The organism is Aeromonas piscicola (genome assembly GCF_000820005.1).
Lineage (GTDB): Bacteria > Pseudomonadota > Gammaproteobacteria > Enterobacterales > Aeromonadaceae > Aeromonas > Aeromonas piscicola.
Window position 1 is genome coordinate 25640 of record NZ_CDBL01000055.1, and the last position, 23010, is coordinate 48649.

Below are 23010 nucleotides of genomic sequence, written 5' to 3' on the forward strand. Positions count from 1 at the left end.
ATTTTTATAGGAGCCCCCCACATACGGGCTCGAAATTCCATTTACATTCCTCGTCAATCACAATGCCTAGCGCAAAAACCTTTTGCAAGCGGGAAAACCGCACAAAATCATGCCGCAAACGTCAAGCCGACGGGGGCATCAAGCGGCTGGTGCAGAGGGGCGACTTGACGCGCACGTCAAGCGGTGGCGGGCTCGAAGATCACATAGAGCTTGCGACAGGGGGTGAGTGTCTCCCACTGCCCGACAAAGCCTGCAGGAATAACGAACTGATCCCCCGGTTTGAGGGCAAGCTGGCCGCCCTGACTGTCGTGGATCACCACATCTCCTTCCAATAGCTGGCAATACTCGTGCTCTGTGTAGTGGATGGCCCAGCGGCCGGGTTCACAGGCCCAGAAGCCCACGTGAAACTGCTGGCTCGGATCCGAGTAGTGATTCCAGACAGTTTGCTCAGGGTTGCCCGCTTTAATGCGCTCGGCAGCGGGCATCAGCGGGGTAGGGGCGGCTTGGTGGCTGCTTAGCAGGATCCAGTCGTTGAGGGTCTTCATGGTGCCTCCTTGGCAAGGATATAAAAGCGGGACCATCCTGGTCCCGCATTTGTTCGTTTTATTAAACGCAGTTGTGCATAACTTAAACGATGCACCTCGCCTTGCCAAGCGCCGTCAGCGTGGCTGCAGCCGCTTGATGACATGGCGGGCGAAGCCGCTGCCCGCCTCGTCGTAGACGTTGAACACCGCATCCACCCCCTGTTCGCGCAGGGAGGCGATGTCATCCTCGAAGCGGACTATGGCCGCTATCTTGCCGGCAAAGCCGTGGCTGCGCAGCTTCTCGATGGCGTAGAGGTTGCCCGAATGGTGGGGCATGGCCAGCAGCACCAGGTTGACCTGGTTGGAGAGCAGCACCTTGTCCCAGAAGTCGGTATCGGTGGCGTCTCCTTCGATGACGTTCATCCCCTGGGCGCGCAGGGTGGGCAGCTTCTCGCTGTCGTTCTCCACCCCTAGTATGACGTTGCCGCACTTGTTCTCCAGCTCGAAGTAGGCCCCCTGGCCGATGCGCCCCATGCCGAGGATGATCACCTCGGCATCGCCGAGCTCGATGGGCCTGTCCTCCGGGTGCAGAGTGTTGGCCTGGATCCCGCGCAGCCAGCCACCGAGTCTGTGGTAGATCCGCTCGCTCTGGCTGTTGAGCGGCGCCGAGATCATGAAGCTTGCCGCCAGCGCCAGTGAAAGGGCGACCAGCCACTCGTGGGAGATCCACCCCGCTTTGGCGGCGATGGCGGCCACGATCAGGCCAAACTCCGAGAAGTTGGTGAGCGCCAGGGTGGAGAGCAGGGCGGTGCGCACCCGCAGGTGAGCGCCGCTGTAGACTAGGTAGTAGAGCGCGCTCTTGAGCGGCAGCGCCAGCACCAGTGCCAGCGCCAGCAGCATGGTATCGTGGGTCGGCAGGCCGTTGAGACCTATGGTCAGGAAGAAGCAGACGAGGAAGAGGTCTTTGAGGTTGAAGAGCGCCTTGGCCAGCCCGGCGGCGGCCGGGTGCGAGGCCAGCATCATGCCGATGATGAGTGCCCCCAGATCGGGCTTGAGCCCCACCACCTCAAAACCGGCAGCGCCCACCACCAGCGCCAGAAAGATCCCGAACAGCACCTGCAGCTCGCCGTGGCCGGCCCGCTCCAAGAGCTTGAACAGCAAGGGGCGCAGCAGCGGCAAGCCGAGCACCCAGAGCGCCCAGATGCTGGGCCACTGGCCGCTGGAAAACGCCAGAAAGGCCACCGCGAACACATCCTGCATGACCAGTACCCCGATGGCGATCCGGGCGTAGAGGGCATTCATGTCGCTGCGATCCTCCAGCACCTTGACCGCAAAAACCGTGCTGGAGAAGGAGAGGGCAAAGCCGAGCAGCAGCGCCAGCTTCCAGTCCAGCGACAGGGCCAGCGCGAGCCCCAGCCCCTTGCAGACCAGCAGAACCACGGTAAACAGCAGGGTGGAGAAGAGCAGGTGAACGCTGGTGGTGCCCCACACATCGCGCCGCATCAGGGTCTTGACGTTGAGCTTGAGACCTATGGTGAACAGCAGCAGGGTGACCCCGAGATCGGCGACCTCGTTCAGTGCCAGGGTGTTGTGATAGCCCATGCCGTTGAGGAGGAAGCCGGCGGCCAGAAAGCCCAGCAGGGGTGGCAACCCTATGAGGTTGACCAGCATGCCGCACCCGAAGGCCACGGCGATCATCATTGGTTCCATTTCGCGTCCTTCGGGGGCTGCGGGTCAGCTCCGGCTAGATGCCGGTGACGGCCGGACCACGGGCATGAAGGCGCCATGCCCGGGCCGGCGATCAGACGATGTCTATGTCCACGACCGAGTCGAAGATGTGGTTTGGGCGAAACGGCATGCGGTCGATATCCGCCACCTTGCTTACCCCGGAGAGCACCAGCACGGTTTCGAGACCGGCCTGGAAGCCCGCCAGAATATCGGTGCGCAGGTTGTCGCCTATGATGACGGTATCATCGGAGTGGGCCTCCATCCGGTTGAGCGCCGCCCGTATGATCCAGGCACTTGGCTTGCCGACATAGAAGGGCTTCTTGCCGGTCATCCGCTCTATGGGCGCGCAGAGGGCGCCGCAGGCCGGGTGCATCATGGGGCCGTGAGTATCCGGGTTGGTGGCGATGAAGCGGGCCCCCTGATCGACGAACTTGGCGCCCAGCTGCATCATGGTCCAGTTGTAGTTGCGGGTCTCGCCCACCACCACGAAGTCGGGGTCTATGTCGGTGATGGTGAAACCGGCCTTGTAGAGCTCGTGGGTCAGGGCCCCCTCGCCAATCACATAGGCCTTCTTGCCATCCTGGCGTTTGAGAAAGTCGGCGGTGCCCATGGCGGAGGTGTAGAAGCACTCTTCCGGCACCTCTATCCCGGCGGAGCGGAAGCGGTTTTGCAGATCTTTCTGGGTCTGGGCCGGGTAGTTGGTGAGGAACAACAGCTTGCTGCCCTGCTCCAGCAGGCGATGGACGAAGCGGTCGGCACCGGGCACCAGATCGTTGTTGTGCAGTATGACGCCGTCGATGTCACAGATGACGTTTTTCTTCATGGGGACTCCTTGTGTAGGCGCAAGAGGCGGCGGGAAGTTGCGCCAACTCTTAATATCTTCAATCAGTTATGTTGTTTTTGTGACGCCATTATAAGTCTGTTTGATGACAAGTCTCCCCCACAAACAGAGATAGGTGCACAATGAGCAGAAGAGGGGAGGGATCCGCTCTGCGAGTGGCAGATCCCGCGGTCTGTGTGTTGATGGAGCCGTCATCATGGATAACTTTATTGCCGGTTTGCCCAAGCTGGAGTTGCACCTGCATATCGAAGGAACGCTCGAGCCTGAGCTGATGTTTGCCCTGGCCAAACGCAACGGGGTGGCCCTGCCCTGGCCCGACGTGGAGAGCGTGCGCGCCGCCTATGATTTTGACTGCCTGCAAACCTTTCTCGATCTCTACTACCTTGGCGCCAGCGTGCTCGTCTCCGAGCAGGATTTCTTCGACCTCACCTGGGCCTATCTGGAACGCTGCGCCGCCGACAAGGTGGTGCACGTGGAGATCTTCTTCGACCCCCAGACTCATACCGCCCGCGGCATCCCCTTTGTTACCGTCCTGGATGGCATAGAGCGCGCGCTGCAGGCGGGGGAGCGGGAGTTGGGCATCAGCTGGCGCCTTATCATGAGCTTCTTGCGCCATCTGAGCGAGGAGGATGCGTTTGCTACGTTGGCGGAAGCCGAGCCCTCCCTGTCGCGCATTCACGGCATCGGTCTTGACTCGGGGGAGAAGGGCAACCCGCCCAGCAAGTTTGCCCGGGTGTTTGCCCGTTGCCGCGAGCTGGGGCTGCCGGTGGTGGCTCACGCGGGTGAAGAAGGGCCCGCCGAGTACATCTGGCAGGCCATCAATGAGTTGCAGGTGCGGCGCATCGATCACGGGGTACGCTCGGCAGACGATCCAGAACTGCTGCGCTATCTGGCTGATACCCGGCTGCCGCTCACTGTCTGCCCCCTCTCCAACACCCGGCTCAAGGTGTTTGACCGCATGGCCCATCACAATGTGCTCACCCTGCTGGAGCAGGGGCTCTGCGTCACCATCAACTCCGACGATCCCGCTTACTTCGGCGGTTACATGGCGGCCAACTTCCACGCCCTGGCCCATGACCTTGGCGCCAGCATGAATCAGCTCTGCCGCCTGTCGCTCAATGCCGTCGAGGCGAGCTGGCTGAGCCTGGCGGACAAGGCACGGATCACCCGGGAGATCAGGAGCTACGCCGCCTGTTACGGGGTTGCCCTCTACTAGCCTCGTGCGGCCGGCTGCGTCGGCGACACAAAACAGCAGGCCCGCCAGTGATGGCGGGCCTGCTGCATTTCGATGGGCTGGCGTGCCGACAGGGGCCGCTGGCCGGTATCAGGCCGATTGCGGCTCGGTGGCCTCTTGATAGGTCGGGTAGTCGGTCAGCCCCTGTGCGCCACCACCAAACAGGGTGGCCGGATCGTGGGGAGCGAACGGGTAGCCGTGGCGCAGCCGGTTCGGCAGATCCGGGTTCGCCACGAAGGGGCGACCAAAGCCAATCATGTCGGCCCAACCGGCCTGGAGGGCGGCCCGTGCTCGCTCGCCATCATATTTGCCCGCATAGATGAGGGTGTTGGGGAAGGCGTCCCGCAGCCCCTGCTTGAAGTTTTCCGGCATCAGGGGGGCATCGTCCCAGTCCGCCTCGGCGATGTGCAGGTAGACGACATCAAGCTCCCCCAGCAAGCGGGCGGCGGCCAGATAGGTCTGCTGCGGGTTGGCATCGACGGTGCCGTTGAGGGTGGTGAGCGGCGCGAGGCGCACGCCGACGCGGTCTGCTCCGATTTCGGCACTGACCGCCTCTGTCACCTCTTTCAGGAAGCGCAGGCGATTTTCCAGCGAGCCGCCGTAGTTGTCGGTGCGGGTGTTGGACTCGGAGTCGAGGAACTGATTGATGAGGTAGCCGTTGGCGGCGTGCAGCTCTATGCCGTCGAAGCCGGCCAGCATGGCGTTGCGGGCCGCCTGGCGGAACTGGCCGATCACCTGGTCGATATCGCTCTGGGTCATGGCACGCGGGGTGACCGTCTCCACAAAGCCGGGTGCATCGCTGCCGTTATCGACGAATACCTTGACGCCCACGGCCTTGATGGCCGACGAGGAGATGGGCTGGGCGCCACCCAGGTTGTCGGGATGGGTAACCCGGCCCACATGCCAGAGCTGGGCAAACATGGTGCCCCCCTTGGCATGGACGGCATCGGTCACTCCCTTCCAGCCGGCCACTTGCTCGGCGCTGTGGATCCCCGGCGTCCAGGCGTAGCCCTTGCCCATGGGGTCTACCTGGGTGCCCTCGCTGATGATGAGGCCCGCCTCGGCGCGCTGGGCGTAATAGGTGGCCATCATGGCATTGGCCACATCACCGGGCTGGCTGGCGCGGGAGCGGGTCATGGGGGGCATGACGATACGGTTGTTAAGGTGCAACTGGCCCAGACGCAGCGGGCAGAACAGGTGATCGTGGCTCATCTTGAGTTCCTCATGGTGGGAGTGAGGCCACTCTATCCCTGCGGCTTGTTGTGAAAAAGAGGGGTAATTGCAGAAAAGAATTGCATTGATGGCATCAATCTATCAGCACAGGGTCTGGATGGCGCTCGCTGGCGCGCCAGCGGGTAGCTGAAGGACAGGGAGGGGGAGATCTGGCGGCAGTGTCGTACAACAAAAAGCGCAATAAAAAAGAGGGCCGGCTCGGCCCTCCTTGTTCACGCAGCGGGGCTCAGATCCCCAGTGGCATGACCCGTACCCGTTCGATGCGGCGCTCGCTCACCTCGACCACCTCGAAGCAGAGCTGCTGCAGTTGCAGCTGCTGGCCCGGGGTGGGCAAGGAGCCGAAGTGGGAGAGCAACATGCCCGCCAGGGTCACGTATTCATCGCTCTCGCTCACCAGCCCCTCGTGTTCCAGCACCTGCTCCACATGATGGATGTTGGTGCTGCCGTTGATGAGCCAGCCTTCTCCGTCGCGCACCATGTCCGGGGTCTCGTCCTCGTCCGGCAGTTCGCCGACGATGGCCTCCAGCAGGTCGTGGGTGGTGACCAGCCCCTGAATGACGCCAAACTCGTCGGAGACCAGGATCAGGCTGCCTTTCGCCTTGCGCAGCTCCGCCAGCAGCCGGATCACGTTGATGGTCTGCGGCACGATAATGGGGTCGTTCTGCTTGGCCAGCTCGCTTAGCGGTTGCCCTTCGTTGAGGGCAAACAGCAGATCCCGCGCCTTGAGTACACCTATGACCTCATCCAAGTCACCGTCACAGACAGGGAACAGGCTGTGGGGCTCCCGTTGCAACACAGCACGGATCTCTTCGACCGAGTCGTTGACGTCGATCCACGCCATGTCGGAGCGGGGGGTCATGATGGTGCGGATGGATCGCTCGGCCAGCGACAAGACACCGGTCACCATGTAACGCTCCTCTTCACCAAAGCTCAGCGGCGCAGGCGCCGGCGCATCCAGATCATCGTCCGGTCTGTCCTGATACGCCTTGCTGCCCATCAGCTTGAAGATGGCGGCCGTGGTGCGCTCGCGCAGAGGCTGCTTGGCCTCGTGGCGCTCGGCGCTGCGCTGGGAGAGCTGGTTGAAGAACTCGATCAGCACCGAGAAGCCGATGGCCGCGTAGAGGTAGCCCTTGGGAATGTGGAAGCCAAACCCTTCCGCCACCAGGCTGAAGCCGATCATCAACAGGAAGCTCAGGCAGAGCACCACCACGGTCGGGTGGGCGTTGACGAATTGGGTCAGGGGCTTGGAGGCGAGCACCATCACCAGCATGGCGATGGTCACGGCCGCCATCATGACGCCGAGGTGTTCCACCATGCCCACCGCCGTGATGATGGAGTCCAGCGAGAAGACTGCATCCAGCACCAGGATCTGCGCCACCACAACACCGAAACTGGCGTAGACGCCACTGTGGCCGCTGGACTCGGGGTTGGCCTCCAGCCGCTCGTGCAGCTCTGTGGTGGCCTTGAACAGCAGGAACAGGCCGCCGCCCATCAGGATGAGATCCCGACCGGAGAAGACGAGCTCACCGAGCTGAAGAATGGGGGCGGTCAGGGTCACCAGCCACGACATCACCGCCAGCAGGCCAAGACGCATCAGCAGGGCCAGCGACAGGCCTATGATGCGGGCCTTGTCCCGCTGGGCGGGGGGCAGTTTTTTCACCAGGATGGCGATGAAGACCAGGTTGTCGATCCCCAGCACGATTTCCAGAATGATCAGGGTAAACAGACCCACCCAGATGTGGGGATCCAGCAGCAATTCCATGTAATAACCTCAATAAAAAACAGACAGAGCGGGTGTCAATGACGGCAAAAAATGGCCGTGGGAGCACGAAACTTGAGTGTATTCAGAGGCGCTGGTGGAGCAATAACAGATACATTTTGACAGGGAGAAACGAAGGGCAACTTCGGGGATTGTCCATGATGGGCAATAAAACCTCGGGTTAAAAATGAGCCATGATGATAGCGGGAATCGGCGCGTTGGCAAGAGCGGGGCGATCAAGATGTGAGGACGCAGGGGGAGGCGACCGGGTCGCACTCCCCCGACCGGTCTTTACAACCAGCGCTTCTCACGGGTGAAGCAGACCGAGAGCCAGGCATCCCCCAGGGTATCGCCGAGGCGGGACCAGAGCTCCTGGCGCAGCGCATCCTGACGCTCTATGGGCCACTCTTGCCCCGGTGCCACCAGAATGTTCAATTCCAGATCGAAGCGGCGGCCGCTTTTCGCCAGATGGCTGTAGCACTCGATGCCATGGCGCTGGCGCAGGGCTTCGATCTCGCTCGCCACCCGTTGTGGCACATCGCCCTTGGGGGCTATCTTCAGCACTTCCCGCAGGTTGCGCCCCAGCACCTTGATGGGGATCAGGGTGGCGCACAGGGCCAGCAGGGTGACCAGCACGGGATCTATGTAGCGGTTGTAGTGGCCGTAGCCGAGGGCATCGAGCCCGATGGCCACCACGAAACCGATGAGCAGGGTGGCGCTGAGCAGGGTATCCACCAGCCACTCCTTGGAGTCGACCCGCACCAGCTCGGAGTCAATCTGCTCGGCGACCCGGGCTTCGATGCGATAGATGATGGCGCAGAAGAAGGTGCAGACGGCGGCGTAGATGAGGGCGTGGCCGAGATCGATCTCCCGGCCTCCCGCCAGCAGGGAGGTGATGCCGCTGTAGAAGGCGCCGAGGCAGAGCAGCAGAATGATGGCGCCGTTGATGACGTTGGTGATGGGCTCGAAGTGGGCGTAGCCGTACTGGAAGCGATCATCGGAGGGGCGGGTAACGAGATAGGCGGTGATGAGCCCGAGCCCCGTCATGCCCATGCTGAACAGGGTGAAGATGCCATCGAGCATGATGGCGTTGGAGCCGACGAAGAGGCCATAGCCGATGCCGAAGATGGCAAAGGTGATGCAACCGAACAGCGACAGGGTCAGCGCCTGTTTTTCGGTGCGGATAAGCGTACTGATAACATGGCTGTAATGAGCCATAAAAGTCCTCCTTTCAAATGGTGAAGATTGCGCGCGCAAGCGGTTTTCTAGCTGATATACTGCCCGCTCACATGTGAGCGGATTGGCCTTGGCGCCCGCAAAGAGGCGAACCAGGGCGGTCGTTGTCGCCGGCATGCCGGCATCAAGCAAAGGATGGGAACAAGGATTCATGATCCCGAGACTCGATTACCAGGACAGTTTGTCACCCGCAACCCTGCAGTTTCTTGAGTTGCTCGAGCGCAGCGCATTTCGTGGTGATATCGAAAAGTCTTATGCAAGCCGATTGGCGATGGCGACGGATAACAGCGTCTATCAGGTCGTACCTCAGGCGGTTCTCTATCCGCGCAGCGCGGATGACATAGCGGTGATGCTCAAGCTGGCCCGGGAGCCGGCGTTCGCTGCCTTGAGTTTCTTCCCTCGTGGCGGCGGTACCGGCACCAATGGTCAATCCTTGGGCGGCGGCATTATCGTCGATCTCTCTCGTCATATGAACCAGATCATGGAAATTAATCTGGAAGAGGGCTGGGTGCGGGCCCAGGCCGGGGTGGTGAAGGACCAGCTCAACGCCTATCTCAAACCCCACGGCTACTTCTTCTCGCCGGATCTCTCCACCTCCAACCGCGCCACCCTGGGCGGCATGGTCAACACCGATGCCTCGGGGCAGGGGTCGCTGGTCTACGGCAAGACCTCGGATCACGTGCTGGGCCTCAAAGCCGTGCTGGAGAACGGTGACATCATGGCGACCGAGCCGGTGAACGGCCAGCGCCTGGCGGACAAGCTGACCCTCGAGAGCCGCGAGGGGGAGATCTATCGCACCCTCTATCGCATAGGCCGCGAGCGGCGCGCTGACATAGAGGCGACCTTCCCCAAGCTCAACCGCTTTCTGACCGGTTACGATCTCAAGCACCTCTACCAGCCCGGTACAGACACTCTGGATGTGAGTCGGGTGCTGTGCGGCTCGGAAGGATCCCTTGGCTTTATCACCGAAGCCAGACTCAACATCACGGCCATCCCGCGCTACCGCACCCTGGTCAACGTCAAGTACGACAGCTTCCCGTCAGCCCTCAGGAATGCTCCCTTTATGGTGCAGGCGCAGGCCCTGTCGGTAGAAACCGTGGACTCCCGGGTGCTGGGGCTGGCCCGTGCCGACATCATCTGGCACTCGGTCAAGGCCTTCATTGAGGACGTGCCCGGCAAGGATCTGCAGGGGCTCAACATCGTCGAGTTTGCCGACACCGACGAGCAGGAGCACCAAGTCAAGGTGGCCGAGCTGTGCCGGCGCATCGACGATCTGTTGGCGCGTGGCGAGGCGGGCATCATCGGTTATCAGGTGTGCAGCCATCTGCCGAGCATCGAGACCATCTACGCCATGCGCAAGAAGTCGGTGGGGCTGCTTGGCAACGCCGAAGGGCGCAAGAAGCCGGTGGCCTTCACCGAAGACACCGCCGTGCCGCCGGAATCCCTGGCCGATTTCATCATGGAGTTTCGCGCCCTGCTCGATGGCCACGGCCTCGACTACGGCATGTTCGGCCACGTCGATGCCGGTGTGCTGCACGTGCGCCCGGCGCTGGATCTCTGTGACCCCGAGCAGGAGGTGCTGCTGCGCCGCATCTCGGATCAGGTGGTGGCGCTCACCGCCAAATATGGTGGCCTGATGTGGGGGGAGCACGGCAAAGGCTTTCGCTCAGAATACAGCCCTGCCTTCTTCGGCGAGTTGTGGGAGGAGTTGCAACGGGTCAAGGGCGTCTTCGACCCCGACAACCGCATCAACCCGGGCAAGATCTGCATGCCCTATGGCAGCGGTGCCGAGCTGGTATCAGTGGACGGGCCCAAGCGTGGCAAGTTCGACCGCCAGATCCCGATTGCGGTGCGGGAAAGCTATACCCGCGCCATGGATTGCAACGGCAACGGCCTCTGTTTCACCTTCGAGACCGACTCTCCCATGTGCCCTTCGGTCAAGATCAGCCGCGACCGCCGCCACTCGCCGAAAGGACGGGCCGGGCTGATGCGCGAATGGCTGCGTCAGCTGGCGGAGCAGGGCTTTGATCCGCTGGCCGAGGAGGTAGCGCTGCAAAGCGGCGGTCTGCGCTTCAAGAGCATTGTCGACAAGTTTCGCAACACCCTGGCCCGCGCTCGCGGCCAGTATGACTTCTCCCACGAGGTGATGGAGGCGATGGAGGGGTGCCTGGCGTGCAAGGCCTGCACCAGCCAGTGTCCCATCAAGGTGGACGTGCCTACCTTCCGTGCTCGCTTCATGCAGCTCTACCACAGCCGCTATCTGCGTGGCCCCAAGGATTACTTCGTCGGCACCGTCGAAGCTTACGCGCCCCTGCTGGCCAGGGCGCCGAAACTGGTCAACTTCTTCCTGGAAAAAGAGTGGGCCCAGAAGGCGACCGAGAAGAGCATCGGCATGGTGGATGTGCCCCTACTCTCGGTGCCGACCCTGGCCGAATCCCTGCACGACAACAAGGCGCGCTATTTCGACCTGCCGGGCCTTGAGGCCATGAGCCCAGAGCAGCGTGCCAAAGTGGTGCTCATCGTGCAGGATCCCTTCACCAGTTATTACGACGCCCCCGTGGTGCGGGACTTGGTGAAGCTTGCCAGCAAGCTTGGGCTGCAACCCTATCTGCTGCCATTCAAGCCCAACGGCAAGCCCCAGCACGTGAAGGGGTTCCTGCGCGCCTTTGCCCGCACCGCGGCCAACAGTGCCCAGTTTCTCAACAAGATAGCGGCGCTTGGCATCCCCATGGTGGGCGTCGATCCTTCTCTGGTGCTCTGTTATCGCGACGAGTATGCCAAGGCCCTTGGCTCGGCCCGTGGCGATTTCCAGGTGCTGCTGCCCCAGGAGTGGCTGCTCTCGCTGCCGGCAGATCAGCTGCCCGTTAGCGCCAACAAGGCAAAGAGCGAGGAGGGGAGCGACCCCGAGCCCTGGTATCTGTTTGCTCACTGCACCGAGAAGACTGCCAAGCCGTCGACTCACGGCGACTGGGGCACCTTGTTCCAGCGTTTTGGGGCCAGCTTGCAGCCTGTGTCTGTGGGCTGCTGCGGCATGGCCGGCACCTATGGTCACGACGCCAAGCAGGTGGAAAATTCCAAGGGGATCTACGGACTTAGCTGGGCAGAGCCGCTCTCCCGTTTGCCCAAAGCGCGCTGTCTGGCCACCGGTTACTCGTGCCGCAGCCAGGTCAAGCGGATGGAGGGGGAAAAACTCAAGCATCCGTTGCAAGCCCTGCTGGAACTGCTCTGATGCTGACGTTGCCCAAGCGGTTTCGGGTGCCGCAAGCCTTTCGGCACCCGCACTTCCTGCTGTTGCCTGTCACCCAGAGCCAGGCTGTGGTGGAGTTTGTGGCCATGCAGCGCGAGCGGGAGCAACTGCACCGGCTGTTTCGCCCGGATGACGTCTGGCCCTCTGCCCAGTTCAGTCTGAGCCAGCACGAGGGGGATTTGGAGTGGCAGCGCTCCGAGTTTCTCGCCAAGCGATCATTCGCCTATGGCCTCTGGAGCCCGGATCGGGAGCCGCAATTTTGGGGCGGGGTCTATCTCTACCCCTCGGTGTTGCCGGAGGTGGCGGTGGAGCTCTTCTTCTGGAAGGTGGTCGAGGCCCCTCTCACCGATGCCGAGCTGGAAGCCGGGCTGCGGCTCTGGCTTGGCAAGGTGTGGCACTGGCCCGACCCCTGCCTGCCAGGGCGGGAGCAGCCCTGGGCCGAGTGGCCCGGCGTGACCTATCCCTGGTGAGATCCTGGCATCAGAACCTGGCTTGGCAAGATGCCCCCTGATAGGGGCATCTTCTTTTCCAGCCCTTTTTCGCCGACACTGCTCATGTATAACCCGTTGATCACACAAGGAGTCTGCTCGCCATGAGTCAAGAAAACAGCGCCATCTGGTGCAAGCCCATGAGCCTGGAGGGGCTCAATGCCAGTTCCCGCAACACCCTGATGGCCCACCTGGGCATCGTCTACACGGCCTTTGGCCCCGACTGGCTGGCGGCCACCATGCCGGTGGATCACCGCACCCATCAGCCCCTTGGCATGCTGCACGGCGGTGCGTCCGTGGTGCTGGCGGAGACGCTGGGGTCGCTGGCCGCCAATATGGCGGTCGGGCCGGACAGCTACTGCGTGGGACTGGAGGTGAATGCCAACCATCTGCGGGCCAAGCGGGAAGGGGTGGTGACGGGGCGTTGCTCGCCACTGCATCTGGGGGCAACGACCCAGGTGTGGCAGATTGAAATTCGGGACGAACGTGAGCGTTTACTGTGCACCAGTCGATTGACCATGGCGGTGCTCAAACACAAGCGGGGCAAGGACTCCAGCGAGGAGTGATCTGCAATAACGCACCATGAGTGCAAAATAAGCAAGCCATAGTCGCAAGATCCCTCTATAATTGCCAACGTCTTGAGAGGCTTATCACATTTTTCAAGACAGCAGAACAAAGTGGCGCTATAATCGCCGCCTTTTTGCTATTCCGCGGTGCTTAGCCGCCTGCCTTAATCTGGAAGAATCTATGTCTGATACCGAACAACTGCCCCTTTTTAGTGAGCTTGGACTGGCCGCGCCTGTATTGAAAGCGCTGCAGGACGTGGGCTATGAGCGCCCGTCACCGATCCAGGCCGCAGCAATTCCCCACCTTATGGCGGGACACGATCTGCTGGGGCAGGCGCAAACCGGTACAGGGAAGACCGCTGCTTTTGCCTTGCCTCTGTTGTCTCGTCTGGAAGCTGGTAACCGCAATACCCAGGTTTTGGTGCTGGCACCGACCCGTGAACTGGCGCTGCAGGTTGCCGAGGCGTGCCAACGTTACGCCAAGCACATGCCGGACTTCCATGTCCTGCCCATCTACGGTGGTTCCTCCTACGAAACCCAGACCCGCGCCCTGCGTCGTGGTGCTCAGGTTGTCGTGGGTACCCCTGGCCGTGTGATGGACCTGATCCGTCGCAAGAACCTGGACCTCTCCGGCCTGAAAGCCCTGGTTCTGGACGAAGCCGATGAAATGCTGCGTATGGGCTTCATCGACGATGTGGACTGGATCATGGAACAGTGCCCGGCCACCCGTCAGGTTGCGCTCTTCTCTGCCACCATGCCGGACCAGATCCGTCGTGTTGCCCAGAAGCATCTGAAGCAGCCGAAAGAGATCAAGATCATCACCAAGACGTCCACCGCACCGACCATCCGCCAGCGCTACTGGCAGGTAACCGGTCTGCACAAGCTGGACGCCATGACCCGTCTGCTGGAAGTCGAGCCGTACGAAGCCGTACTGGTCTTCGTGCGCACCAAGAACGCGGCCGAAGAGCTGGCTGGCAAACTGGCCGCCCGTGGTCACGCCTGTGAAGCGCTGCACGGTGACATTCCGCAGAAGCTGCGTGAGCGCACTGTCGACAAGCTGCGTCAAGGCCAGCTGGATATCCTGATCGCCACCGACGTTGTCGCTCGTGGTCTGGACGTTGAGCGCATCACTCACGTGGTGAACTACGACATTCCTTACGATACCGAATCCTACGTACACCGTATCGGCCGTACCGGCCGTGCTGGTCGCAAGGGTGAGGCCATCCTGTTTGTTGCTCCCCGTGAGCGCCGCATGCTGCGCGCCATCGAGCACGCTACTCGTCAGGCCATCGAGCCGATGAAGATGCCGAGCACCGAGGACATCAACCAGCACCGCATGACCAAGTTCAAAGAGCGCATCCGGGAAACCATGATGGGCGAAGAGCTTGAGATCTACCACAACCTGGTGAACGAGCTGATCGAAGAGGATTCTGCTGATCCGCTGGAGCTGGCTGCCGCACTGGCCAAGCTGGTGCAGGGTGACCAACCGCTGCTGCTGGATGAGTCCATCGCAGAGCCGCAGTTCAGCCCGAGCAACGATCGTGGTGGCCGTGACTTCGAACGCCGTGACGGTGGTCGTGACTTCGCCGACCGTGGTGATCGTCCTGCCCGTCGTATGCCGTCCCTCGAGCCGCGTCCGCTGAAAGACAATCCGGATGTAGAGATGGAGCGTTACCGCGTAGATGTGGGTGCCCATCACGGCGTCAAGCCGGGCCAGATCGTGGGCGCCATCGCCAACGAAGCGAACATCGAGAGCCGTTTCATCGGCAACATCGACATCGCTGATGACTTCTCCACCGTCGATCTGCCCAAGGGCATGACAGCCGATGTACTGGAAGTGATCAAGAAAGCCCGTGTTTGCCAGCGTCCGCTGATGATCACCCGCTACACCGAAGTGCCGGCTGGCAGCAACACTGCCCCCCGTCCTCCGCGCAGCGATCGCCCCTTCAACAAGGATCGCCGTCCCAGCGGTGACCGTCCGTTCAACAAGAGCGGGGAGCGCCGTGAAGGTGGCTTCAACAAGGATCGCAAGTTCGGTGGCAACAAGCGCCGCGACAGCTAAGTCCTGATAGTCTTGATAAAAAGGCCGCTCATCGAGCGGCCTTTTTGTTGCCTGTCATTTGGTTGATGGGTCTGGACTGGCCCCGCTCAGAGGCCGGTATGGTGTTCGCCAGGGAGAGCCAGCATATTGCCTCTGCCTCTGCCTCTGCCTCTGCCTCTGCCTCTGCCTCTGCCTCTGCCTCTGCCTCCTGTCTTTGTCCTCCTGTCTGTACCGCGCCAGTGTTGGGGCAAGCCAGCAGGCGGTGGTGACATCCTGGCGGGAGTCTAGAGTTGTTTCCCGAGCTATGCGTGCTGCGTCGTGATGTCCGCCAGAGGCACCCGTGTCAAGTTCAGGCTGGAGGCGGCGTTGCATATGACGGACAACAAAAAGGCGACCTGAGGTCGCCTTTTGCGTGTCTGCATCTATCTTGCCCGGGGCTCAGAGCACCATGGCGGCAATCCAGCCGAAGATGATGAGCGGGATATTGTAGTGGATGAAGGTGGGTACCACGCTGTCCCAGATATGGTCATGCTGGCCGTCGGCGTTGAGGCCGGAGGTGGGGCCTAGCGTCGAGTCGGAGGCGGGAGAGCCCGCATCCCCCAGCGCACCGGCCGCGCCCACCAGGGCTATGGTGGCCATGGGCGAAAAGCCGAGGTGGATGCACAGCGGCACATAGATGGTGGCTATGATGGGCACTGTGGAGAAAGAGGAACCTATCCCCATGGTGATCAAGAGGCCAACCAGCAGCATCAGGAAGGCGGCGAGGCCCTTCTGATCCCCGATCACCGCGGAGACGGACTGCACCAGGCTCTCCACCCCGTGGGTGGCCTTCATCACGGCGGCGAAGCCGGCGGCCGAAATCATGATGAAGCCGATGAGGGACATCATGCGTACGCCTTGGGTGAAGGCGTCCTGACTCTCGCGAAACTTGATGACACCGCCGCAAGTGAAGATGACGAAACCTGCCAGCGCCCCCAGCACTATGCTGTTGGTCATCAGCTGCAGCCCCAGGGCCACGCCAATGGCCAGCAGGGCCACCCAGATGTGGTTGAGGTTGAGCTCGACGGACTCGGGCTCGGCGGCCAGGATCTTGTCCATGTCATACTGGCGCGGCTTGCGGTAGCTGATGAAGACAGCAATCAAGAGACCGACGAACATGCCCAGCACCGGAATGGCCATCGCCAGCGGCAGCTGGCCGTGCTCGACCGGCACGCCGTTGTCGATCAGGTTCTTGGCCAGGATGTTGTTGAGGAAGATGCCGCCAAAACCGACCGGCAACAGCATATAAGTTGCGGTCAAGCCGAAGGTGATGACGCAGGCCACCTGACGTCGGTCGATCTGCATTTGGGCCATGACGTGCAGCAGCGGCGGGATCAGGATGGGAATGAAGGCGATGTGGACCGGGATCAGGTTCTGGGAGGAGATGGAGACCGCCAGCACTGAGGTGAGCAGCAGGCTCTTGACCCAGAGGATGCGAGAGCTGCTGGCATCCTTGCCCAACTGGCTGATCACCTTGCGGGCCAGCAGGTCGGTGATCCCGGAGCGGGAGATGGCGACCGCAAAGGCCCCCAGCATGGCATAGGAGAGGGCGATTTCGGCGCCGCCACCCAGACCACCGGTAAAGGTGCTGAGGGTCTCCTGCAGTGAGAGTCCGCCGATCAGGCCGCCGACGATGGCGCCGATGGAGAGGGAGACCACCACATTGATCCGCAGCAGGCTGAGCACCAGCATCAGCGCAACTGCGATAACAACAGGATTCATTTGATTTCCTTATAGATTGTGTTGCTGTCTGTCGTGTGAAAGGCCGTTAGTTTGCGAAAAACGTGACAAATGTCGAGTAAAAAATCAGGTAAAACGCCTGTTTGCAGCATTCTCGGTTGGCCAGAGCGGGCAAGGTGGGTATGGGAGTGAAAAACGGCCTTGTATGGGCCTGTTTTCGCCATTCTGGTCAAACCAGCTTGATCTCGCCAACCCAATAGAAAAAGGCTGCCAGGGCAGCCTTCTTGCTCATTGCTCAAACCGGTTATTCGCTCGCGTCGTCGGCGGGGACATCGTCCGGATGGGCCGGTGGCCAGCCACCCAGGCTCTTCCAGCGGTTGACAATATGACAGAACAGCTCGGTGGTGCGTTCTGTGTCATACAGGGCGGAGTGCGCCTCTTTATTGTCAAACGGGATGCGGGCGCTCTGACACGCTTTGGCCAGCACGGTTTGTCCCAGTGCCAGGCCGGAGAGGGCGGCGGTATCGAAGGTGGCAAACGGATGGAATGGATTGCGTTTGAGGCCAGCTCGCTCGGCGGCGGCCATCACGAAACCGTGATCAAAGGTGGCGTTGTGGGCCACTATGATGGCGCGGCCACAGTCGTGCTCCTTCATCCCCTTGCGAATGCCCTTGAAGATCTCGGTCAGCGCTTCTCTCTCGCTGACGGCACCCCGCAGCGGATTGAAGGGATCTATGCCGGTGAACTCCAGCGCCGCCTTCTCCAGGTTGGCGCCTTCGAATGGCTCGACGTGAAAATGAAAGATCTGGTCGGGCAGGAGCCAGCCATCCTCATCCATCTTGAGGGTATAGGCCGCGATTTCCAGCAAGGCGTCGGTTCTGGCATTGAACCCGGCGGTTTCAACATCGATGACGACGGGGTAAAAGCCACGAAAACGGCCCTTGAGGGTGTGAACAGCGTCGGTCATGGTATCTCGGTCGGCGTGAAATGAGGCGGCATTATGGCAAAAAAGCCGGCCCTTGTCCCTCATCCGCGGCCATGAGACAGGCGTCTGATTCTATTATCGACACTCGGGCTTATAATTGACCGCTTCAACAATGGAATGGGGGGCTGTGCTAGGTCACCGACGACATACAGTACAACGCGATGACCATACGCGAGTTATACGAGGCTCATCGCCTGCACTCGCAAACCTTGCAGCAGAACAGCGCCGAGCTGGATCAGCTGGCTCGCGAGCTGGCGGGTCGCATCGCCAGTTTCAAGCTGATGGAGCGTCCTGCACCCCACTGAGTGGTTTACCCTAAAGCTTGTCCTGCCCTTGCCGATACCTAACGTGAGATCGTGTGGAGGGCAGGCAGTTGAACGCTTGGATGTTAGGGTTGGTCAGCATATCCGTGAGTATGCAGTTACAGGCGGGCGTCACCGAGTTTGGTGCCGGCCTGGATCAATCCGTCTGGCGCCTGACCTCGGACACCCAGGTGGAGTGCCGCCTCGAACACCCTATTCCCAACTGGGGTACGGGGGCTTTCGTCAGCCGGGCCGGCCGCAAGATCAATCTGGATTTTGAACTCAAGGGGCTGCGCCAGCAGGCCCAGACCCAGACGGTCAGTCTGGGTATCATGCCGCCAGTCTGGCGCCCCGGCATCGCCGGACGGGAAGTGAGCCAGCTGCATTTCTACCAGCAGTTCGATGGTCTGGTGGAGGGGCAGACTGCCTGGACCATGCTGGACGAGCTGGAAGGGGGACGCATGCCGACCTTCCAGTACCGCGACTGGTATCGCCAGAACCGGCCGGTGCGGGTATCGCTCTCCTCGGTCAACTTCCGGGTCAAGTATCAGGCTTTCGTGGATTGCCTGAATGGCCTGCTGCCATACAGCTTCAACGACATCGCCTTCAGCGTGCTCACCTATGACAAGAACAGCGACGAGCTGTCGCTCGCCTCCAAACGGCGGCTGGCGATGATCGGCGAGTATGTGAAGGTCGACAAGAGTATCGATGTGGTGGTGATCGACGCCTACAGCGACAGCTATGGTGGTCGCTGGCCGAACCAGAAACTCTCCGAGAAACGGGCCGATGCCATCAAGAAGGTGTTCGTGGACTTGGGTATCGAACCCGGCAAGGTCTCGGTCGAGGGGCATGGCGAGAAGCAGCACGTCGCCTCCAACGAAACCGAAGATGGCCGAGCCAAGAACCGGCGTGTGGTGATCAACATGGGCCGCAATGGTGCCATCTGATGGGCGGTTATCATTCAATGAAAAAGAGCGCCGTGGCGCTCTTTTTTATGGGGATTTTCTCTGGACCATGCCTTAGAAGCTGTCACCCAGGCCTGTGCCTGCATCTTTCTTGGCAATCAGTTCAATCTTGTAACCATCCGGATCTTCCACGAAGGCGATGACCGTCTTGCCACCCTTGACCGGGCCCGGCTCGCGGGTGATCTTGGCGCCGGCGGCACGCAGCGCATCGCAGGTGCCGTAGATGTCGTCCGCTTCCAGCGCGATATGGCCGTAGGCCGACCCAAGCTCATACTCGCTCACACCCCAGTTGTAGGTGAGCTCGATGACGGCCTCATCCTTCTCGTCGCCGTAACCGACGAAGGCCAGGGTGTACTTGTATTCGCTGTTCTCGCTCTTGCGCAACAGTTTCATCCCCAGCACGCGGGTGTAGAAGTCGATGGAGCGTTGCAGATCGCCGACGCGCAACATCGTATGCAGGATTCTCATTGCTCAATTCTCCGGGTAGTGGTTCTGTTCGTATTCGTTCCGCCCTTCGACAAGGGCGGCGCGGCAAGGAGGCGGATGTGACTCACTAGTGCAGGAGCCTCATCGCTTAGCTCTCCGGGTAGACCTTCTCTTTGTACTCGCAAAGGTCCTCGATGATACAGGAACCACAGCGCGGTTTGCGAGCCAGACAGGTGTAACGACCGTGCAGGATCAACCAGTGGTGCACGTCCAGCTTGAACTCGGCGGGCACCACTTTCAGCAGTTTCTCTTCCACCTGATCCACATTCTTGCCCACCGCGAAGCCGGTGCGATTCGACACCCGAAAGATGTGGGTGTCGACGGCTATGGTAGGCCAGCCAAAGGCGGTGTTGAGCACCACGTTGGCGGTCTTGCGGCCGACACCCGGCAGGGCTTCGAGCGCCTCGCGATTCTCCGGTACCTCGCCACCGTGGCGCTCCAGCAAGATGGCGCAGGTTTTGATGACGTTCTCGGCTTTGGTGTTGAACAGGCCTATGGTCTTGATGTACTGCTTCACCCCGTCCACCCCGAGCGCCAGCATGGCGGCCGGGGTATTGGCCACCGGATAGAGCTTGTCGGTGGCCTTGTTGACGCTCACGTCGGTGGCCTGGGCCGACAACAGTACGGCGATCAGCAGCTCGAATGGCGAGTGGAAGTTGAGCTCTGTGGTCGGGTGGGGGTTGTCGTCCCGCAGCCGCTCCAGGATCTGCCTGCGTTTCTGGTTGTTCATGGCTCCCTCTTGTCTCAGAGCTGGGTCGCGCGGGCGCCCGCCGCCGGCACGCTGCAGTGGGCCTTCTCGGCGCTCTGCTTGCGGCCCAGCCAGTCGTTGATGGCGTTCTTGCCGGCGATCATCAGACCCAGGCCGATGAAGCCGCCGGGAGGCAGGATCGCCAGCAGCAGGCTGGCGTCGGCGTGGAACAGCTCGATGCGCAGGGACTTGGCCCAGTCCCCCAGCAGCAGGTCGGCGCCGTCGAACAGGGTACCCATACCGATGATCTCCCGCAGCCCCCCCAGCACCAGCAGCACCAGGGTAAAGCCCAGCCCCATCATGAAGCCGTCGAGGGCCGCCAGCAGGGGTGGGTTCTTGGAGGCATACGCCTCGGCCCGGCCTATGATGACGCAGTTGGTGACGATCAGGGCGATGAAGATGCCGAGCGCCTGATAGAGGCCATAGGTGTAGGCGTTCATCAACAGCTGCACGCTGGTCACCAGGGCGGCGATGATCATCACGTAGACGGGGATGCGGATATCCTTGGGCACCAGGTTGCGCACCAGGGAGATGGCGAGGTTGGAGCTGACCAGCACCGCCATCGTAGCCAATCCCAGCCCCAGCGCATTGGTAAAGGTGGAGGAGACCGCCAGGGTGGGGCAGAGCCCCAGCACCTGCACCAGGGAGGGGTTGTTCTTCCACAGCCCTTGCAGCATCAGCTCCTTGAGCTCTTCACGACGGCCATTGCCCTCGCTGACCGGGCTCTGCCCGTCAATCACATCAACTTGTTCCATGGCTTGTGCTCCGGCGTTATGGGGTGGCGTCACAGGAGGGGGCATCCCGCAGCAATTCAGGGTGCTCCTGCTGCAACAGCAGCAGGTTCTTCACCGCCTTGACCACTGCGCGGGGGGTGATGGTGGCGCCGGTGAAGGCATCGAATTCACCGCCGTCCTTCTTCACCGCCCAGCTGGCCTCGTTGTCGTGGTTGAGGAACTTGCCGACAAAACTGTTGATCCAGCTCGATTTCTTCAATTCTATCTTGTCACCGAGGCCCGGTGTCTCATTGTGGGCCAGCACCCGCACCGCACTGACGTTGCCCTTGGCATCTGTGCCGACGATGAGGCGGATGGCCCCACTGTAGCCGTCGGGGGCCACGGTTTCCAGCGCATAGCCGGTGGTCTCGCCCTGCAGGGTTGCGGTGTAGAGTGGCATTGCCTGATCGCTGCCCAGATAGGTCTTGCTCTGCACTCGCTTGCAGCTGGCCACCAGATCATTGTCATAGCTCCCCTCCGGCAACAGGGCCGAGAGGGTGCGCAGCTTCTCCAGCTGCTGCTGATGGGCGATTCTGTCGCGGGTAAGCTCGTTGGTCAGCACCACCACTGCGGTGCAGGCCAGGGCAAACAGCGCCAGGGTGACGCCGTTTTTGCGCATGCTCTTTAACATTGGATCTTTCCTGAGAGTGAGGTTTGCGCCGGGGTCATTTGCGGCGTGCTCCATAGACCTTGGGACGTGTCAGGCTGTCGATCAGCGGCACACACAAGTTGGCCAGCAGCACGGCGAAGGCGAAGGCGTCCGGGTAGCCGCCAAAGCGGCGGATGAGGTAGACCAGCACGCCGATAAGCACGCCATAGACCAGACGGCCACGGGGGGTGGTGCTGGCGCTCACCGGATCGGTGGCGATGAAGAAGGCCCCCAGCATGGTGGCACCGCTGAACAGATGGAACATGGGGGTGGCGGTGGCATCCGGCGTCATCAGATAACCCAGGGTTGCCGCCAGCAGCAAGGAGCCCAGGATGGCTCCCGGAATGCGCCAGTTGATCACCTTCTGTTGCAGCATGAACAGGCCGCCCAGCAGGTAGCCGAGGTTGACCCAGCTCCAGCCGATACCACCCCAGCCCTCGAACACGGCGTGGGTCATCACCTCGCCAGCGGTGAGGCCCTGGGTCAGCCCAGTCTTCAGGGTATCGAGCGGGGTGGCCATGGTGAGGCCATCCACCCCCTGCTTGAGCTGCGCCATGCTGTAGCCGTCCAGGCTGAAGCCGGTGAAGATGACGGACACCGCATCGCCGAAGCCGATGTCATAGGCGGCTATGCTTGACGGCGGCAGCCAGCTGGTCATCTGTACCGGGAAGGAGACCAGCAGCAGCACATAGGCCACCATGGCCGGGTTGAACAAGTTCTGGCCCAGCCCGCCGTAGAGGTGCTTGGCGATGATGATGGCAAAGGCGGTGCCGAGCACCAGCATCCACCAGGGCAGCAGGGGAGGCAGGGAGAGGCCGATCAGCACGGCGGTCAGCGCCGCGCTGCCATCCATCAGGGCGGGCTTGATGGGACGGTGGCGCAACTTGAGTACCAAGGCCTCTGCACCCAGCGCCGTCACCAGCGCCAGCATGATCTGGATAAAGGAACCCCAGCCGAAGAACCAGGTCTGGGCTAGCAGGCCGGGCAGGCAAGCCAGGATCACCAGCAACATCAGGGTCTGGGTCTGTTTGCGGTTATGGGCAAACGGCGCACTCGCGATATTGAACATGGATCAGTGGCTCTTGTCAGTCGATGGAGAGGGGAAAGCCTGGGCAGCCGCCTCGGCCGCCAGTTTCCGGGCCTTGGCGCGGGCTACGGCGGCGGCAATGGCTGCTTTCTTGGGGTCGGCGTCGGCAACGACTTGTACAGGTTCTGTGCTCTGCCGGGCATCCGTGTCAGCGATGACACTGGCATCAGGTTCGGCGACGTTTTCATCCGCTGTTGCTTGCGCCGCCTTTTTGGCCTTGGCCCGGGCAATGGCGGCGGCAATGGCTGCCTTTTTGGGATCGACTTCGGCGGCAGCCGGGGCGGATCCTATGGCCGGCTCGGCTTTGACAGCGGTAGTCTCGGGCTCGGCGGCTTTGTCATCCGCAGCGTGAGCGGCCTTTTTGGCCTTGGCACGGGCGATGGCGGCGGCAATGGCTGC

Annotated in this window: 20 protein-coding genes and 1 pseudogene; 7 read left to right on the forward strand and 14 right to left on the reverse strand. The window is 61.6% G+C overall.

Features of this window, described 5'->3' with window-relative positions; all coding sequences use genetic code 11:
* Nucleotides 1-176 precede the first annotated feature (176 nt).
* The 3 genes from BN1128_RS13450 to BN1128_RS13460 form a co-directional block, all read right to left on the reverse strand.
* Nucleotides 177-545: a cupin domain-containing protein gene (locus BN1128_RS13450; protein WP_042869596.1), complete on the reverse strand. Its 369-nt coding sequence runs from the start codon at nt 543-545 to the stop codon at nt 177-179.
* A gap of 114 nt (nt 546-659) precedes the next feature.
* Nucleotides 660-2234, reverse strand: a complete 1575-nt coding sequence (locus BN1128_RS13455; RefSeq protein WP_042869598.1) for a cation:proton antiporter family protein — start codon at nt 2232-2234, stop codon at nt 660-662.
* A 91-nt stretch (nt 2235-2325) separates the two neighbouring features.
* Entirely contained in the window at nt 2326-3075 is a 750-nt protein-coding gene (locus BN1128_RS13460; protein WP_042869600.1) for an HAD-IIA family hydrolase, read from the reverse strand.
* A gap of 214 nt (nt 3076-3289) precedes the next feature.
* Between BN1128_RS13460 and BN1128_RS13465 the strand changes: the two genes are divergently transcribed.
* On the forward strand, nt 3290-4309 hold the full coding sequence (locus BN1128_RS13465) for an adenosine deaminase (RefSeq protein ID WP_042869602.1): 1020 nt from the start codon (nt 3290-3292) through the stop codon (nt 4307-4309).
* A 108-nt stretch (nt 4310-4417) separates the two neighbouring features.
* Here BN1128_RS13465 and BN1128_RS13470 read toward each other — a convergent pair whose 3' ends face one another.
* From BN1128_RS13470 to BN1128_RS13480, 3 genes are all read right to left on the reverse strand, one after another.
* Nucleotides 4418-5539: an alkene reductase gene (locus BN1128_RS13470; RefSeq protein ID WP_042869605.1), complete on the reverse strand. Its 1122-nt coding sequence runs from the start codon at nt 5537-5539 to the stop codon at nt 4418-4420.
* A gap of 247 nt (nt 5540-5786) precedes the next feature.
* The gene (locus tag BN1128_RS13475; protein ID WP_042869607.1) at nt 5787-7322 is read right to left on the reverse strand and encodes a TerC family protein; all 1536 of its coding nucleotides are present in this window, start codon (nt 7320-7322) and stop codon (nt 5787-5789) included.
* Nucleotides 7323-7610: 288 nt separating this feature from the next.
* Nucleotides 7611-8537 (reverse strand): cation diffusion facilitator family transporter, encoded by a 927-nt coding sequence (locus BN1128_RS13480; protein ID WP_042869609.1) that lies wholly within the window; start codon nt 8535-8537, stop codon nt 7611-7613.
* 169 nt (nt 8538-8706) lie between these two features.
* Between BN1128_RS13480 and ydiJ the strand changes: the two genes are divergently transcribed.
* From ydiJ to BN1128_RS13500, 4 genes are all read left to right on the forward strand, one after another.
* The gene (gene ydiJ / locus BN1128_RS13485) at nt 8707-11784 is read left to right on the forward strand and encodes a D-2-hydroxyglutarate dehydrogenase YdiJ (protein WP_042869611.1); all 3078 of its coding nucleotides are present in this window, start codon (nt 8707-8709) and stop codon (nt 11782-11784) included.
* Nucleotides 11784-12272: a hypothetical protein gene (locus tag BN1128_RS13490; RefSeq protein WP_042869613.1), complete on the forward strand. Its 489-nt coding sequence runs from the start codon at nt 11784-11786 to the stop codon at nt 12270-12272. Before ydiJ ends, BN1128_RS13490 begins: the two co-directional genes overlap by 1 nt.
* A 122-nt stretch (nt 12273-12394) precedes the next feature.
* Nucleotides 12395-12856, forward strand: a complete 462-nt coding sequence (locus BN1128_RS13495) for a hotdog fold thioesterase (protein ID WP_042869615.1) — start codon at nt 12395-12397, stop codon at nt 12854-12856.
* Nucleotides 12857-13037: 181 nt separating this feature from the next.
* Nucleotides 13038-14918: a DEAD/DEAH box helicase gene (locus tag BN1128_RS13500; RefSeq protein ID WP_042869617.1), complete on the forward strand. Its 1881-nt coding sequence runs from the start codon at nt 13038-13040 to the stop codon at nt 14916-14918.
* A 417-nt stretch (nt 14919-15335) separates the two neighbouring features.
* On the opposite strand, the gene BN1128_RS13505 is transcribed toward BN1128_RS13500, so the two are convergent.
* On the reverse strand, nt 15336-16658 hold the full coding sequence (locus BN1128_RS13505; RefSeq protein WP_042869619.1) for a Na+/H+ antiporter family protein: 1323 nt from the start codon (nt 16656-16658) through the stop codon (nt 15336-15338).
* 262 nt (nt 16659-16920) lie between these two features.
* On the reverse strand, nt 16921-17583 hold the full coding sequence (gene rnt / locus BN1128_RS13510; protein WP_042869621.1) for a ribonuclease T: 663 nt from the start codon (nt 17581-17583) through the stop codon (nt 16921-16923).
* 179 nt (nt 17584-17762) lie between these two features.
* Between rnt and BN1128_RS25435 the strand changes: the two genes are divergently transcribed.
* Both BN1128_RS25435 and BN1128_RS13515 read left to right on the forward strand, forming a co-directional pair.
* The gene (locus BN1128_RS25435) at nt 17763-17906 is read left to right on the forward strand and encodes a hypothetical protein (RefSeq protein ID WP_156140333.1); all 144 of its coding nucleotides are present in this window, start codon (nt 17763-17765) and stop codon (nt 17904-17906) included.
* A 68-nt stretch (nt 17907-17974) separates the two neighbouring features.
* Nucleotides 17975-18850, forward strand: coding sequence for a flagellar protein MotY (locus BN1128_RS13515; protein WP_209428571.1), 876 nt, complete (start codon nt 17975-17977; stop codon nt 18848-18850).
* Between the two features lie 72 nt (nt 18851-18922).
* On the opposite strand, the gene gloA is transcribed toward BN1128_RS13515, so the two are convergent.
* The 6 genes and pseudogenes from gloA to BN1128_RS25905 form a co-directional block, all read right to left on the reverse strand.
* Nucleotides 18923-19336: a lactoylglutathione lyase gene (gloA, locus tag BN1128_RS13520; RefSeq protein WP_042869625.1), complete on the reverse strand. Its 414-nt coding sequence runs from the start codon at nt 19334-19336 to the stop codon at nt 18923-18925.
* Between the two features lie 106 nt (nt 19337-19442).
* The gene (nth, locus tag BN1128_RS13525) at nt 19443-20084 is read right to left on the reverse strand and encodes an endonuclease III (RefSeq protein WP_042869627.1); all 642 of its coding nucleotides are present in this window, start codon (nt 20082-20084) and stop codon (nt 19443-19445) included.
* Between the two features lie 14 nt (nt 20085-20098).
* On the reverse strand, nt 20099-20857 hold the full coding sequence (locus BN1128_RS13530; RefSeq protein WP_042869629.1) for an electron transport complex subunit E: 759 nt from the start codon (nt 20855-20857) through the stop codon (nt 20099-20101).
* 16 nt (nt 20858-20873) lie between these two features.
* Nucleotides 20874-21506: an electron transport complex subunit RsxG gene (gene rsxG, locus BN1128_RS13535; protein WP_042869631.1), complete on the reverse strand. Its 633-nt coding sequence runs from the start codon at nt 21504-21506 to the stop codon at nt 20874-20876.
* A gap of 34 nt (nt 21507-21540) precedes the next feature.
* Nucleotides 21541-22593: an electron transport complex subunit RsxD gene (rsxD, locus tag BN1128_RS13540; RefSeq protein ID WP_042869633.1), complete on the reverse strand. Its 1053-nt coding sequence runs from the start codon at nt 22591-22593 to the stop codon at nt 21541-21543.
* Between the two features lie 3 nt (nt 22594-22596).
* Nucleotides 22597-23010 (reverse strand): annotated as a pseudogene (locus BN1128_RS25905) (electron transport complex subunit RsxC); the annotation flags it as partial.

Bases quoted from the DNA above. Each gene is read 5' to 3' on its own strand.
- BN1128_RS13455 (WP_042869598.1), bottom strand. From the start codon at position 2,234: ATGGAACCAATGATGATCGCCGTGGCCTTCGGGTGCGGCATGCTGGTC.
- BN1128_RS13470 (WP_042869605.1), bottom strand. From the start codon at position 5,539: ATGAGCCACGATCACCTGTTCTGCCCGCTGCGTCTGGGCCAGTTGCAC.
- BN1128_RS13530 (WP_042869629.1), bottom strand. From the start codon at position 20,857: ATGGAACAAGTTGATGTGATTGACGGGCAGAGCCCGGTCAGCGAGGGC.
- BN1128_RS13495 (WP_042869615.1), top strand. From the start codon at position 12,395: ATGAGTCAAGAAAACAGCGCCATCTGGTGCAAGCCCATGAGCCTGGAG.
- rnt (WP_042869621.1), bottom strand. From the start codon at position 17,583: ATGACCGACGCTGTTCACACCCTCAAGGGCCGTTTTCGTGGCTTTTAC.
- BN1128_RS13490 (WP_042869613.1), top strand. From the start codon at position 11,784: ATGCTGACGTTGCCCAAGCGGTTTCGGGTGCCGCAAGCCTTTCGGCAC.
- BN1128_RS25435 (WP_156140333.1), top strand. From the start codon at position 17,763: ATGACCATACGCGAGTTATACGAGGCTCATCGCCTGCACTCGCAAACC.
- BN1128_RS13500 (WP_042869617.1), top strand. From the start codon at position 13,038: ATGTCTGATACCGAACAACTGCCCCTTTTTAGTGAGCTTGGACTGGCC.
- rsxG (WP_042869631.1), bottom strand. From the start codon at position 21,506: ATGTTAAAGAGCATGCGCAAAAACGGCGTCACCCTGGCGCTGTTTGCC.
- gloA (WP_042869625.1), bottom strand. From the start codon at position 19,336: ATGAGAATCCTGCATACGATGTTGCGCGTCGGCGATCTGCAACGCTCC.
- nth (WP_042869627.1), bottom strand. From the start codon at position 20,084: ATGAACAACCAGAAACGCAGGCAGATCCTGGAGCGGCTGCGGGACGAC.
- ydiJ (WP_042869611.1), top strand. From the start codon at position 8,707: ATGATCCCGAGACTCGATTACCAGGACAGTTTGTCACCCGCAACCCTG.
- BN1128_RS13465 (WP_042869602.1), top strand. From the start codon at position 3,290: ATGGATAACTTTATTGCCGGTTTGCCCAAGCTGGAGTTGCACCTGCAT.
- BN1128_RS13460 (WP_042869600.1), bottom strand. From the start codon at position 3,075: ATGAAGAAAAACGTCATCTGTGACATCGACGGCGTCATACTGCACAAC.
- rsxD (WP_042869633.1), bottom strand. From the start codon at position 22,593: ATGTTCAATATCGCGAGTGCGCCGTTTGCCCATAACCGCAAACAGACC.
- BN1128_RS13480 (WP_042869609.1), bottom strand. From the start codon at position 8,537: ATGGCTCATTACAGCCATGTTATCAGTACGCTTATCCGCACCGAAAAA.
- BN1128_RS13450 (WP_042869596.1), bottom strand. From the start codon at position 545: ATGAAGACCCTCAACGACTGGATCCTGCTAAGCAGCCACCAAGCCGCC.
- BN1128_RS13505 (WP_042869619.1), bottom strand. From the start codon at position 16,658: ATGAATCCTGTTGTTATCGCAGTTGCGCTGATGCTGGTGCTCAGCCTG.
- BN1128_RS13475 (WP_042869607.1), bottom strand. From the start codon at position 7,322: ATGGAATTGCTGCTGGATCCCCACATCTGGGTGGGTCTGTTTACCCTG.